Below are 12,726 nucleotides of genomic sequence, written 5' to 3'. Positions count from 1 at the left end.
AGTGGATTGCAATTGATTCTACAGATAAGTACGAATGATTTTTCAATGCTTGACGAGTTGTATAGGGAAATTAGCAATGTGACAAATGAAAAAATAACCGTTACGGATTACATTGAATTCATGATTCAAGAGGAGTTAAAGCTGAAAAGTACGATAGAGGGCATTCTAAAAAAATGTCCTCTATCAGAAAAAAGGGGTTGTAACCAATGAATGATAAGCAAAAATTGTATGAAAAAAATCGCAAACATAGTGAAGCCTTAAATTTTCGTGTCGATAAAAAGACGTATCTTGAATTAACATTGATTGCAAAGCAAAAAGGAATTTCTAGATCAGATGTTTGTCGTGAACGACTAAGAGGACTTAGATATGAGCCACCATTATTTGCTGAAGAGGATAAAGTAGTTTTAAACAAACAGTTAAATCAAATTGGCAACAATTTGAATCAAGCTGTCAAAGCATTAAATATCATTGCAAAATATTTTAAAGAACAATCTGAATACAAAAAAGAAAAGAGTATAAGTTTTAGTTTTGGCAGCATTCGTTATGACATCTTTAAAGATGAAATTGCAAATAGCATTGCAAAAAAATTGATGATTAGTCATCCAGATGATGTTTTTTTAGAGTCCAATCGTAGTAGTAGTTCTTTTCTTAAACTATCTGAAATAGAAAAAAATTGTTTTGAGTATTGGATAGGAAAACAAGATAGACCAGATACAAAAGAAGAGTATTCACAAAAAATTGATCGGAATTTAATTCAATCTATTCAGATTATTGTCAAAATAGAAAAGGAAGTTGATCGTGTTTGGGAGCTACTATAACGTCAAAGGGGCGCAAGAAAAATTTATCCTCATTGTTACAATATGCAGCTAAGCCCTCAAAAAAAGAGAAATGTGTAGCTGTAACAGGAATAAATTGCAGTGATGATAGTACAAAAGCGTTGGCTCAAATGAATAGATTAAGAACTAAGATGAATAAATCAAAAGATATAGCGCAGGCTTGGCATGTCATTCACTCATTTGATAAGAGTATTTCTAAAGAATTAAGTATTGAAAAAATGCACGAAATAGCTATTGAGTTTGCTGAAAAAGCTTTTCCGAATTCGCAAATAATTGTTGCGAGTCACAATGATAAAGATCATTTTCACAGCCATCTTGTTATTAATAATATTGATATGGAGACATGTAAAAGATTGCGTATTGACCCTAAAGATTTAGAACGATTTCGGAAAATTAACGATGAGGTGCTCATTAAAAATGGACTCGATCCAGTGGACAATGAGTACTATGAAAATTTAGAAAAGAGAACGAATCTCTATTCAAATGATCCGAGTAAGTTGAAAAGTGGAAAAATTAATTATCAAGAATTTGTGCAAAATGCGATTGAATCCACGTTGGAAAATCGAGAGGTCAATTCTTTTGAACATTTTTCGGATTACTTAGCGAAGGAATATAATATCGAAGTTTATCAATTTTCAAAAACAAATAACAAGCTTGGCTATGTTCTTTACAAAGATGATGTAGATTTTTATAAGCGTAGAGATGAGCTCATAAATTTGGGTAGAGATAAACAAACACGGAAAGAAAAAAGTCAGTATGTTGAACGTACTTTTAGTGCGAGAAAGTTAGGGAAAAGATATTCATTTGAATCTGTTTATGAACGACTTGAAAATAATTTAGAAGAAACACATCAGAATAATCTTGTTGAGTTAGATACGGAACAAATCATGTCATTAGCTAGTGGGGTCGATTATAAAACTGGGGAGTTAAATGTACCGTTTGTTGAATTGGATTCCATTGCACAAAAGCAGTTTAGCAATCATAATGGTGATAAAAAATTCATTAAATATGATGATTTCTTGCGAGAAGTAGACAAGCATTATGATAGCACAACATTTTTAGAAGATGACCAAGAATATACAATTAAACTCCATACTGATGTGAATCCTCGAAATTTACGTAGTACTAACAATAAAAAAATTGCTATTAAAAAGACAGATCAAAAAGAACTATTTCTACCGGCAGAAGGTTTTAAAAATTGTTCCCACACACCTTCAGCTAAGCATCTTCATTATCAAATTAGTCGTATAATAAATGACGATGTAAAAATGTACCGTGCGAAAAAGGATTTTGAATTCACACAACAAATGATTGAAAACCAACAAAAAAGGCAACAAAATTTTGAAATGGAATTCTGAATGGACTTATCATTGGTCTTTCCAGTTTTCTATCGATAAAACCGTCTCTTGGAAAGAGACGGTTTTCAGGACATACGCCAGCTACCCATCTACTTGCCAGTCAATCCGCCTTTGCTTACGCTAGGCTACTTTCTGGCAAGTTAGATGGTGAAAATCTCTGAGGGAGCAAGCTCCCTACAGACTCCCTGAATAAAAAAGAAAGGTAGAGAATAGAAATATGAGTGATCCATATTTTAGAGTTTCTGCTTCAGAAGAAACAAAAGAAATATTCAACAGTTTTTATAAAAAAAATAAAGGTGTGTTTGGTTCAAAGGCAAATATGTTTCGTGTAATTGTTTCAAATTTAAAAATACTTGTTAAAGAAGAATCAGAATATATTGATAAAGATTATCAGCACTTAGAAAAGAAACTAAGAAAAGCAGAAGAGAAAATTTTTATTTTAGAAGCCTTTCTCGCTACAAAAGAAGAATCTGAAAATGATATAAAACAAATAATTGAGAAACTAAATAAAATTGACAAAATGTTAGAAACTATTTCATTGAGGGAGAAAAAATATGTTTAGGATGTTGGCAAAAGGAACTCTTTTATTTCTAGTAGGAATGTTTCTCTTCGGAAGTTATTTAACAATTAAAGCAAGATATTTTCCAGAAGAAAAACCGTTGCAACTTATAAAAAAAGATTTAATAATAGGAGAAACTTATCAAGCAGACGGCGTTGAACTAACATTTAAAAATATTGAACTAACTGGAAAAAGAAATGAGTTTTCACAACATGATCGTGTATTACAAGTAACCTATGCACTGAAAAATGAGACTGGAAATCCAATACGTCCGCAACAGTGGTTGATTGAAAATAAAGATGGTGAGGAACTTTACGAGTATGCTATGATACTAGATAATCCAGAATATGTTGAAAGTGGCAAAGAAGAAACAGTTCATTATTATTATGAATTACCAAGTGAAGTGCGAGATTATCAGATTGTAATACGTCGAGCAAATGGTTATTTTGTGAGATTACCTTTTACTTTGTAAGTTTTATTTTGGCATATGTTATTAAGCTTTATACCTGTCAATCAGGTGAAATAGATGATTTATTGGCTATCTATGGCTGATTGAATACGAAGAAAATAATAGTAGTTTAGCGACTTTTGAAAATGAAAGTGGGGAAATTGGAAGAATGGTTGATGAAAATAAATTTGTTCCTATTAAAACATTAGTAATAAATAAAGAAGAATTTGATAAGAGTTTTTTGGATTTTTTTGTTCAATATGACAGGACTTACGAGTTCGGTTCTTCACTAGATTTATTTGAATTAGAAGCAGAAATAATAAAAAATAGTCGAGAAGAAGAGGGAAATATCATCATTTTAGTAGAAAAATTCAAAGAATTATTCGCAGAAACATTTGAAACGGATATAGAGTATTATCAACCGCAAGAAGTTTTTCAAGAGTTTAAAAATCAAATTATTCGTTTGAATCAAACTACAAAATGAAACCTTAATAAGCAAGCGTTGAAAGAATTATTCCTCAACGCTTGCTTTATTTTATGGGCGATTCATAATAGAGGTATAGAGAAGAGAGGTGTTCATTTTGGATACTATTACTCCAACAAATTTCAAAAAGAATATAGGTAAAGTGTTGCAAGAAGTAGTTCATTCCAATTCTGAAATAGAAATTACTAGGGATTCTAGAAATGGATTGAACGATGGCGTCATTATGATTTCTAAGAGAAAATGGGAGCTACTACAAGAAGAACTTTATTTACAACGAACGGGTACATGGGCTTATGTATCTGATTTAATGAAAAACGAGAAGGAAGATGATTTTAAAGTAGTTTAGTATGAAGGACAATTGATAAAATCGATGTGAAGTGATACTAAATAATGAGTAATTTTTCAATAATATAAAAACTGTGTACAATAGTAGTAGAGAAAAGCTAGTGTCGAAAAAAGGTATTTTTTGTGAAAAATACTAGGGATTAGAAAAAAATACACAATTTATCTATGTTTCTAAGCATATAAAAAAGAGCGTTGAAAGGAATATTTCTCCTTCAACGCTTCTTTTTAGAATGTTTTAATAATCAAATCAGCTTCATTTTCAGGAGTAGGCAGTTCATGGAAACTTGTGTTTATAGTACTTAATTGATCAAGTAACCATGTTTTATTTTTTGAATCGTAAACAAATCTGAAATTAATATCATTGTTATCATGTTGAAGAGGTGTCTCCAAATAATCTGGTGAATATTTATAGTCAACGTAACCTGCTAATACGAAAGAGAGCAATCCATTATTTAGTGTCAGATTTAATGGTTGATCATAAGCCTTTATTTTTTTCAATGTCATATTATACATATCTTCAGCCATAAAAGTCGAGTTTGTAATTTCATCTTGTGTTTCATTAAAGAAGTTATCTGAATAATCGGTTATTTTTGAGAAGTCTTTATTGGAACCAGCTTCAAAAAATTGTTCAACTTTTTTAGTGTAAAGTTGTGCTAATGTTCCTTTTTTTATATTTGTCTTAATATTGTCATGCCAGTCAATTTCTGTACTGTTTAGTAATGGCAGGTCTGCTTTTAGTAGGATATCCTCTTGATTTTTTTGTATTTCAATTGGCAAAATATTTTCAATAGAATCAGTTTCAGATAAAGAAATATCTAGTTTCTTGTCATGATAGTAAGCGTTAAATCCATCTGGAACCGGTAAAAAGCGTACAGGATAATTCTTTTCAGATATTGTTGTATTGCTTTCTGTGTTGACAGAGCTTGTTTCAGAAGTGGTACAACCGCTAATACCTAATAAAAATACAGTGCTAGTTAGAATGACTATAAATCTCTTCAAAAAAATTCCTCCTTGAAATTAGATGTGGACTATTACGAGTCCCATTCTAGCATACCTAATCTTTAAAATTAACAAGAAAAAGGACTAATTTTAGTCCAAAAGGTGTGCTATTCTTGAAAGAAGAAAAGATTATTGATAAAGAGAATATAATCGGAAGTAATATAAGACGAATTCGATTAGAAAAAGGGATTGGTCAAACAGAACTTGTTAGAGAATTACAGCTTAGTAAAATAGCTATGACAAGAGAAACATTAGTGAAAATTGAAGGCGGTAGACAACATATTAAGTTAGATCAGTTAAGAGCTATTAAGAAGATTCTGCAGGTATCCTATGAAGAATTACTACAGTGACTACATGTAGTCACTGGCAGAAGGATGGGTGAGGAATGAAAGTATATACTATCCAAGCAATTGATTTTTTAGATCATGTTGATAATGAAGGGTTTATTATTCCAAGACGTATTGAGTCTGAACTATCCATTTTTACTGACAATCCAAATGCTCTAGGAGCACTCAAATGGATGAAAAAAGAATATAGCAAACGAATTTCACTGCCTTTGGATCGAGATTTCATTTGGTTGTGGCGAGATACCTGTCATTTAAAGTATGCTCGTAAAGATAAATTTACAGATTTCAGCAAATACAACTTTTATTGTTTTGAAATCCCTATTGATTTTTATAGAACGAATATTTTATGGTCAAGGTTTGTAGAGTGGCATGAGCCATTGAATCATGAGTGGGAGACAGATGAAGATCAGGAATTTGAGCGTATTTTTGATATTCCGAAACGTCCGAGGTATGGTGATATACAAGGGGTAACAACAAGGTTACACAAGGATTGGATAAAGAGAGTTACTCGTAAATAATGGTGACTACTTGTAGTCTTTCGGTGAGAAGTCTCAATGTTACACCCTTATGTATCACGGATAAATACTGGTATAATGGTAAATAAGGTGTGTAACAATAGTGTATACTCTTGCGTTGCTTTTTTAGAAGTATGAATAAATCTCTAACTATTTTATCCTTGTTTGGTGTGATATTATTTGTTTCTAAAGCAGATGATTTATTTAAAAGAGGCGGTATTATATGGGACAATTATTATCAAGTGTGGCTGAAAACACTCAAAAATTTTTGAGCACAAAAAATAGAAGTGAGAGAAAAAAAATTGGGCAATTTTTTACAGATAAATCTACAGCAAGCTTTATGGCTGGGTTATTCGAATTATCTAAGTCACCTAAGAAGATAAGTGTTTTAGACCCTGGAGCAGGATCCGGGATTCTTTCTGCGGCATTGATAGAAGAAGCAGAGATTCATTCTTCTATCGAGGAGATTGATTTAACGCTTGTTGAAAATAATATAGAAGTGCTTGAAGTTTTAAAAGAAAATGCTCAAATTATGATAGAGAAAACTAAACTTAAAGTTAATATAAAAATTATTGAGGAAAATTATATCACAATGCAGTCTTTAGAATTCTCCATGGGATATTCTGATAGTTTCAGTAGTTTTGATTATGTTATAAGCAATCCTCCGTATAAGAAGATTTTACGAAATGAAGCAGAAACCGTTGGTATGGAGAAAGTTATTTCAGGCGCGCCAAATCTTTATTTCCTTTTCATGACTTTAGCGATATTTAACCTAAAGAAAAATGGCGAATTAGTTTTTATTGTTCCAAGGTCATGGACTTCGGGTGCTTATTTTAAGAAATTTAGAGAGTATTTTTTTTCTGAGGGAGTTATTGAAAACATTCATCTTTTTGTGAGTAGAAAAGATGTCTTCAAAGGAGAAAAAGTTCTTCAGGAAACTATGATCATTAGATTTGTCAAAAAAGAAGCTGAACCAGTGAACGTGAATATAACTAGCTCTGAGAATACTGAGTTTAAGAACTTAAAAAGAATATTAGCTCCATACAGTATTGTTGTACACGGTGAAAACAATTATATATTTTTACCTGTAGATGAGTTTCAAATAAAGGTATTGAAAGACGTGGATTCGTTTAAATATATATTGCCGACATTAGGGCTAAAAGTAAAAACAGGATTAACTGTAGATTTTAGGAATAGGGCTCTGTTAAGAAAAATACCGGAAAAAGGAACTATTCCTCTACTATATTCATCAAATATAAGCCGAGGTAGAATTGTTTTTCCTAGTGAAGCGGATAAAGAGCAGTATTTAAAGCCGGATAAAAGTGGATTGATTCAAAAAAATAAAGACTACCTACTACTGAAGCGACTTACAAGTAAAGAAGAGAGGAGAAGATTACAGGTAGGAATATACTTAGAGGAAGATTTAGATGTAACTCATATTTCTACTGATAACAAACTAAACTTTATTGAAAGACAGGATGGAGGAGTATTATCTCGAAATGCAGTATACGGATTATTTTGTCTATTCAATTCTTCTTTATATGATGAATATTACAGAATAATGAATGGTTCAACTCAAGTAAATGCAACTGAAATTAATCAGATTCCAGTCCCTGATATGGAAGATATCGAATTTTTAGGGGAAAAATTAATTAATATGAATGACTTATCAACTACTGTCTGTGATATTTTACTAAATGAAATACTTTATAAGGAGCAGAGTTATGCCTAAAATCGAAGAATCTAAAGACATATTAAAAGCGGTAGGAATGCCAATCAAACAACAAGCAGATATAGTAGCACTTACGTTACTAGCTATGACAACGTTGACCGAGGGGCAAACGTGGAAAGATGCTCAAAATGAATGGATTAGAATACATGATATAATTCAATTTGTTAATATAAATTATGAACGAACTTATGCAGAAAATAGTCGAGAAACGTTTAGAAAACAAGCCTTACACCATTTTAGAAATGCTGCTCTAATCGAAGATAATGGCAAAGCCACGAACTCCCCAAATTATCGTTATCGGATTACAAATGAGTTTTTGGAGTTGATTAGAAGCTATAACTCTGATTCTTGGGAGCTTGAACTAGCTGATTTTATGAGTACACATGAATCCTTGATCTCAATTTATGCTTCGAAGAAAAGAATGAAAAAAATGCCAGTTACTATCAATGGTGAAAGTTTGACTTTTTCTCCGGGAAACCATAATCAATTACAAAAAGCTATTATTGAAGAATTTGCTCCCAGATTTGCCCCAAATTCGGAGGTTATATACGTTGGGGATACCACTGATAAGGCAATGGTTCTAGATAGAGAGCGACTTGGGAATTTAGGCTTTAGCGTTATTGTACATGACAAAATGCCTGATGTTGTTTTATATTCTTCTGAAAAAAATTGGTTATTCTTTATTGAAGCTGTGACTTCTGTGGGACCGGTAAGTCCGAAAAGAAAGTTAGAAATTGAAGAAATGACAAAAAATGTTAATTCAGGAAATATCTATGTAACAGCGTTTTTAGATTTTAAGACATATAAAAGATTCTCTAACGAATTAGCGTGGGATACGGAAGTTTGGATAGAAGAAATGCCAAATCATATGATCCATTTAAATGGTGATAGATTTTTAGGGCCTAGATAAATAGGGCCCAGATAAAAAAATCTGATTTTTTTCAAAGGAAATTTCGAGGAACATTTTTATGGATGAACAAAAATTGAGAAATTTGATTGAATCTAAAAAGGTAGAAAACGATAGATTTGATTATAAACAAAAATGGCATAACGAAAACGGAGAGTTGCTTAGAGATATACTTTCTTTTACGAATACGGCACATAATGATGACTGCTTTCTTATTTTTGGCGTGGAGGATAAGACTAAAGAAATTATCGGAGTCAAGAGTGATTCGAAGAGAAAAAATACTCAAATGTTAGTGGACATGCTACTTAATATGAAGTTTTCGAGTGAAATTCCAACAGTGCTTGTAGAAACTTTTTTTATTGAGGATAAAGAAATTGATGTTTTGACAATTTTTGATACGAAAGAAACACCCATATTTTTACTAGAACCTTACCTCCGAGGGGGGAGACGGGTTAATGCAGGACAAATATTTGCAAGGATAGGTGATACTAATACACCCAGTAATCACTCTGCTAATGACAAAATCGTAGAAGGGCTCTATAAAAAAAGACTGAGGTTAGATACAACGATTTACGATCGATACAAGTATTTAATCGAGCAAGTAAACGATTGGACTTATATTGACCATGAACAGAAGCTACTTTATAACTACGATCCTAATTTTTATATTTTAATAGTTCCAGATGAGGAAGAGGAGCGTAAAATCCATTCAGGTGACAATTATTCTTGGTTAGTTGAATCAAGCACGTTCCCTAATGAGTGGGTAATCAAAGAATACAGATTTGTAGAATTTATGTATGGAAATCATCAAATTTTTGGAATAGGTCCGCTTTTTTATTTTGATAGATTCCGAGGTGTAACAGTCTCTCCAAAGCATGGTAAATTAGGATACGATAAAGAAACCGCATATAACTATCTCATTGAAGATTCTTTTGAAATTAAATTTATGAAGCTATTTGCCACAGCTTGGGACAATATCATGGGTGAGGAATTTTATGAGAGTCATTATTCTGCAAATAACATTTTAAAAAATGTTGTTATGTACAAAAATGTCGAAGAAAAGGAAAATATTGAGAGTAGATTTTATTTGGAAACCAAGTTAGAGGATATTGAGTTAGAGCTAGATTCAATAATCCATCCATCAGAAGAAGAGGTTTTGGCACTTCAAAGTTTAAATGCTGAGTATGGTCGCAGCTCATTGATTCAAAATAGAATTGCTAAGGCGATAATGAGAAAATTAGAAAAAATGCGAAAAAATACTTAGCTTCTCGGAAATGCTGAAAGCTTGTTATCTGAACAATCTCCTAACAAAAGCACGCCACGCAACTTGAATACGTTTTTGAATACGATTAGAAAACCAATCAAGGTGATTTATTATCAATAAAGCGATTATCTCTATTCAAAAATCGTTGAAATACCAACTATCTTCAATTATATTTAATGGACTTAACTTCATGGCTGAAGAAGAAGAATAGTATTAAATCTCTAGAAACCTTGCGAAGCAAGGTTTCTTTTTTTGACTGATTTATCTTTTCATCAGAACCCATGCAGATTACCTTAGCTGTACACGCATAAAAAAACTCAGAGCATAATTGAAACATGCTCTGAGTTAATAGATCAAATATTTTACTGTGACATAAAAATGAGTTAACTATTTTTTGCAACTGAAATTTATTCTCTACTATATTAGTAACCTGTAAAATTAAACCGTTAAATATTTTTCAAAAAAGGCAGTTAATTTTTCGACTGCGGGATCGACCGCTTTTGGTTGATCGTATAAGTCATAGTGACTGATATTAGGTAAAACTAGAATATCTTTTTCCTTTGATGCTGCTCTGGTATAGACTTCAAAGCCATTGCGGTAAGAAGCAAAGCCACCAACTTTATCTCCAACGATAATCTGAAGGGGTTGGGTTAAGAATTTTTCCAATAAAATATTAGTATCAAAACCAAGAATAGCTGCATAGTTTGTAAATGGTACCAAGTTTGTTGCAAGTGAATTGTAACCTCTGTCTGTGCGGTAGTAGTCGACAGCTTCTACAAAATCAATATCTGTCATCCCAGATTCTTTTAATTCTTTTGGTGAATTGGGAATCCAATTTACTTCTAAGACATCTGCGCCACGAGCTTCTGCAGTGCGTTGTTGCCCAATTTTATCTAGCATGGCTAACAAATTATCTTCTGGACCAAAAGCACCACGGAATGTTGCGCCAATATTAGCCGGAGCGACACCTGCGACAGCTTTAATGCGGCGTTCTGTTTTTGCAGCATTAATCGTGTAACCACCGCCTGCACAAATTCCTACTGCGCCAATTCGATTTTCATCGACATAATTAAGTGTAACGAGGTAATCAATTGCTGAACTAATATCTTCAGTCCGTACAAAAGGATCTTCTGTATTACGAGGATCACCTTCACTACGGCCTTGATAAGAAGCATCAAAAGCGATTGTGACAAAACCATTTTGTGCTAATCTTTCGGCATATAAGCCTGATGTTTGCTCACCTACGCTACTGGTGGGATGAGAAACGACAAGTGCAGGATATTTTTTGTGGGCATCAAAATTATTTGGTACAAAAATATCGCCAACAAGATTAAAATGACGTCCTTTAAATGTTACAGTTTTTTTATCTACCATCCTATTTCCTCCTTTATTAATTCCCTTGTGTTGTTTATGACACACATGTATAATAACTCTCGAGATGAGCAGTAGGCAACTACCACTTAAAGGTAGAATGTAAAATAATACCCACTTTTTCATAAATTGGGTATTATTTAAGAAAGAAGGATAAATAATGCAACTAGAGGGAAAAAAAGTTGATCGTCGGATTTTGAAAACAAAGAAGGCAATCAAAGCTGCTTTTACTGACTTAATTATGAAAAATGAAATTGATGCTATCTCAATTGCGATGATCACAGAACAAGCTGATATTGGACGCAAAACTTTTTATCTTCATTATTATGATAAATACGATTTAATGGATCAGATTATCGCAGAATATTTAGTGCAATTAGGTCTACGTTGTGATCAGAATAAAATGAAGCGCTTAGGCTTTGAAGCCTCCACTTTGGAGTGGTTTACCTTTTTAGATGAGAACTTTTCACTTTTTGCGCGTTTATTTCAAAGTAAGGCGGCTAATTCCTTTCGCAAGCAGTTTTTAGTTTTTGTGGGAGAGCAATTGCGTAAAAAAGAAAAATTAGTTGGATCAGCGATTAATCTGGAATTTAAATTACAATTTTTGAGTTATGCAATTACGGGGATTATTGAGGAGTATATTACGAAAGATTACCGACATAAAAAACAAGATGTAGCCAAACAATTAAGTATTATCGTCAAACAAAATTTAACGCTCTAGCTGAAAATTGTGATGGCTCAATCTTAGCAGCTTAAAAATATTTTTTCAAAAGTAATTGTCAAAAAATTATAAATACGCAAAAAATTAGGAAGAAGGGGTAATATGAAAGTTTTAGTCGTAGGTGCCAACGGGAAAGTAGCACGACACTTTGCAGATCAAGTTAAAGAACACCCTACAATTGCAGAAAAAGCAGTTATTCGCAGTGAGGAGCAGCTTGCATTTTTTAAAGATCGGAAGATTGAAACAGTTTTGTTAGATATTATCAATAACTCAATTGAAGAATTTTCTGCAGCAATGAAAGATGTGGATGCAGTCGTTTTTAGTGCTGGTGCTGGTGGTAAGGGATTGGATAAAACAATTATGGTCGATTTAGACGGAGCGATAAAGATAATGACTGCTGCCCAACAAGCAGAAGTTAAGCGGTTTGTGATGGTAAGTACATTTAAAACTGGTCGCAAAGAAATTAGTCGTGAAATAAAAGCCAATTCTAGTTTAGCTCCATATACAATCGCTAAAAATTATGCGGATGAATGGCTAAAAAATCGGACTGATCTTGATTGGACCATTATTCATCCTGGCTCTTTAACAGATGAGAAGGGGACTGGAAAAATTACTTTAGCGGATAGTTTAACTAAAGAACTTGAAAAAGCGTTTATTTCACGAGAAGATGTCGCTACTGTGATTTTGGCAGTCTTAGAAAATCCCAATACGATTGGTAAAGAATTTGAAATTATTACAGGCGAGACACCAATTAACACTGCGTTAGAGTCTTACAAATAAATTTTAAATTCATAATGAAAAGAAAATAAAGCAGGGTTTTATTTTTAAATCTTTAAGTAA

General features: G+C 32.5%; 16 protein-coding genes. 14 read left to right on the top strand and 2 right to left on the bottom strand.

Annotated features, from left to right (window positions below):
• Positions 1 to 6: 6 nt before the first annotated feature.
• The 7 genes from IGI65_RS11575 (at position 7) to IGI65_RS11545 (ending at position 4,031) form a co-directional block, all read left to right on the top strand.
• Positions 7 to 210, top strand: a complete 204-nt coding sequence (locus IGI65_RS11575; protein WP_412257984.1) for a hypothetical protein — start codon at positions 7 to 9, stop codon at positions 208 to 210.
• The gene (locus IGI65_RS11570) at positions 207 to 818 is read left to right on the top strand and encodes a plasmid mobilization protein (protein WP_412257983.1); all 612 of its coding nucleotides are present in this window, start codon (positions 207 to 209) and stop codon (positions 816 to 818) included. The genes IGI65_RS11575 and IGI65_RS11570 overlap by 4 nt, the downstream gene beginning before the upstream one ends.
• Positions 803 to 2,194 carry a relaxase/mobilization nuclease domain-containing protein gene (locus IGI65_RS11565; protein ID WP_412257982.1) on the top strand — a complete coding sequence of 464 codons (1,392 nt, stop codon included), beginning with the start codon at positions 803 to 805 and terminating at the stop codon, positions 2,192 to 2,194. The genes IGI65_RS11570 and IGI65_RS11565 overlap by 16 nt, the downstream gene beginning before the upstream one ends.
• Before the next feature lie 217 nt (positions 2,195 to 2,411).
• A complete protein-coding gene (locus IGI65_RS11560) occupies positions 2,412 to 2,756 on the top strand; it encodes a hypothetical protein (protein WP_412257979.1) in 345 nt (114 codons plus the stop codon).
• Positions 2,749 to 3,225, top strand: a complete 477-nt coding sequence (locus IGI65_RS11555; RefSeq protein ID WP_412257976.1) for a hypothetical protein — start codon at positions 2,749 to 2,751, stop codon at positions 3,223 to 3,225. The genes IGI65_RS11560 and IGI65_RS11555 overlap by 8 nt, the downstream gene beginning before the upstream one ends.
• A 145-nt stretch (positions 3,226 to 3,370) precedes the next feature.
• Positions 3,371 to 3,685, top strand: coding sequence for a hypothetical protein (locus IGI65_RS11550; RefSeq protein ID WP_412257973.1), 315 nt, complete (start codon positions 3,371 to 3,373; stop codon positions 3,683 to 3,685).
• A gap of 97 nt (positions 3,686 to 3,782) precedes the next feature.
• Positions 3,783 to 4,031: a type II toxin-antitoxin system Phd/YefM family antitoxin gene (locus tag IGI65_RS11545; RefSeq protein WP_412277880.1), complete on the top strand. Its 249-nt coding sequence runs from the start codon at positions 3,783 to 3,785 to the stop codon at positions 4,029 to 4,031.
• A 224-nt stretch (positions 4,032 to 4,255) separates the two neighbouring features.
• Here the strand turns inward: IGI65_RS11545 and IGI65_RS11540 are convergent, their stop codons facing one another.
• Entirely contained in the window at positions 4,256 to 5,029 is a 774-nt protein-coding gene (locus IGI65_RS11540; protein WP_412257969.1) for a hypothetical protein, read from the bottom strand.
• A 104-nt stretch (positions 5,030 to 5,133) separates the two neighbouring features.
• On the opposite strand from IGI65_RS11540, the gene IGI65_RS11535 reads away from it, so the two are divergent.
• The 5 genes from IGI65_RS11535 (at position 5,134) to IGI65_RS11515 (ending at position 9,794) form a co-directional block, all read left to right on the top strand.
• Complete coding sequence (locus IGI65_RS11535; protein WP_412257967.1) at positions 5,134 to 5,379, top strand: helix-turn-helix domain-containing protein; 246 nt, start codon at positions 5,134 to 5,136, stop codon at positions 5,377 to 5,379.
• Between the two features lie 35 nt (positions 5,380 to 5,414).
• Positions 5,415 to 5,894 (top strand): DUF3841 domain-containing protein, encoded by a 480-nt coding sequence (locus IGI65_RS11530; RefSeq protein WP_412257964.1) that lies wholly within the window; start codon positions 5,415 to 5,417, stop codon positions 5,892 to 5,894.
• Positions 5,895 to 6,114: 220 nt separating this feature from the next.
• Positions 6,115 to 7,623, top strand: a complete 1,509-nt coding sequence (locus tag IGI65_RS11525; RefSeq protein ID WP_412257962.1) for an Eco57I restriction-modification methylase domain-containing protein — start codon at positions 6,115 to 6,117, stop codon at positions 7,621 to 7,623.
• On the top strand, positions 7,616 to 8,533 hold the full coding sequence (locus tag IGI65_RS11520) for a BsuBI/PstI family type II restriction endonuclease (protein WP_412257961.1): 918 nt from the start codon (positions 7,616 to 7,618) through the stop codon (positions 8,531 to 8,533). The genes IGI65_RS11525 and IGI65_RS11520 overlap by 8 nt, the downstream gene beginning before the upstream one ends.
• A 58-nt stretch (positions 8,534 to 8,591) precedes the next feature.
• The gene (locus IGI65_RS11515; RefSeq protein WP_412257959.1) at positions 8,592 to 9,794 is read left to right on the top strand and encodes an AlbA family DNA-binding domain-containing protein; all 1,203 of its coding nucleotides are present in this window, start codon (positions 8,592 to 8,594) and stop codon (positions 9,792 to 9,794) included.
• 438 nt (positions 9,795 to 10,232) lie between these two features.
• On the opposite strand, the gene IGI65_RS11510 is transcribed toward IGI65_RS11515, so the two are convergent.
• The gene (locus IGI65_RS11510) at positions 10,233 to 11,168 is read right to left on the bottom strand and encodes an alpha/beta hydrolase (RefSeq protein ID WP_071865043.1); all 936 of its coding nucleotides are present in this window, start codon (positions 11,166 to 11,168) and stop codon (positions 10,233 to 10,235) included.
• Between the two features lie 157 nt (positions 11,169 to 11,325).
• On the opposite strand from IGI65_RS11510, the gene IGI65_RS11505 reads away from it, so the two are divergent.
• Both IGI65_RS11505 and IGI65_RS11500 read left to right on the top strand, forming a co-directional pair.
• Positions 11,326 to 11,886 (top strand): TetR/AcrR family transcriptional regulator C-terminal domain-containing protein, encoded by a 561-nt coding sequence (locus tag IGI65_RS11505; protein WP_412257956.1) that lies wholly within the window; start codon positions 11,326 to 11,328, stop codon positions 11,884 to 11,886.
• A gap of 102 nt (positions 11,887 to 11,988) precedes the next feature.
• Positions 11,989 to 12,666, top strand: coding sequence for an SDR family oxidoreductase (locus tag IGI65_RS11500; RefSeq protein WP_412257953.1), 678 nt, complete (start codon positions 11,989 to 11,991; stop codon positions 12,664 to 12,666).
• Positions 12,667 to 12,726 lie beyond the last annotated feature (60 nt).

The organism is Enterococcus sp. DIV0755b (assembly GCF_051713765.1).
Taxonomy (GTDB): domain Bacteria; phylum Bacillota; class Bacilli; order Lactobacillales; family Enterococcaceae; genus Enterococcus_C; species Enterococcus_C canintestini.
This window is presented reverse-complemented; position numbering and strand designations above follow the sequence as displayed.

Bases quoted from the DNA above. Each gene is read 5' to 3' on its own strand.
- IGI65_RS11570 (WP_412257983.1), top strand. From the start codon at position 207: ATGAATGATAAGCAAAAATTGTATGAAAAAAATCGCAAACATAGTGAA.
- IGI65_RS11560 (WP_412257979.1), top strand. From the start codon at position 2,412: ATGAGTGATCCATATTTTAGAGTTTCTGCTTCAGAAGAAACAAAAGAA.
- IGI65_RS11555 (WP_412257976.1), top strand. From the start codon at position 2,749: ATGTTTAGGATGTTGGCAAAAGGAACTCTTTTATTTCTAGTAGGAATG.
- IGI65_RS11550 (WP_412257973.1), top strand. From the start codon at position 3,371: ATGGTTGATGAAAATAAATTTGTTCCTATTAAAACATTAGTAATAAAT.
- IGI65_RS11530 (WP_412257964.1), top strand. From the start codon at position 5,415: ATGAAAGTATATACTATCCAAGCAATTGATTTTTTAGATCATGTTGAT.
- IGI65_RS11525 (WP_412257962.1), top strand. From the start codon at position 6,115: ATGGGACAATTATTATCAAGTGTGGCTGAAAACACTCAAAAATTTTTG.
- IGI65_RS11520 (WP_412257961.1), top strand. From the start codon at position 7,616: ATGCCTAAAATCGAAGAATCTAAAGACATATTAAAAGCGGTAGGAATG.
- IGI65_RS11515 (WP_412257959.1), top strand. From the start codon at position 8,592: ATGGATGAACAAAAATTGAGAAATTTGATTGAATCTAAAAAGGTAGAA.
- IGI65_RS11510 (WP_071865043.1), bottom strand. From the start codon at position 11,168: ATGGTAGATAAAAAAACTGTAACATTTAAAGGACGTCATTTTAATCTT.
- IGI65_RS11505 (WP_412257956.1), top strand. From the start codon at position 11,326: ATGCAACTAGAGGGAAAAAAAGTTGATCGTCGGATTTTGAAAACAAAG.
- IGI65_RS11500 (WP_412257953.1), top strand. From the start codon at position 11,989: ATGAAAGTTTTAGTCGTAGGTGCCAACGGGAAAGTAGCACGACACTTT.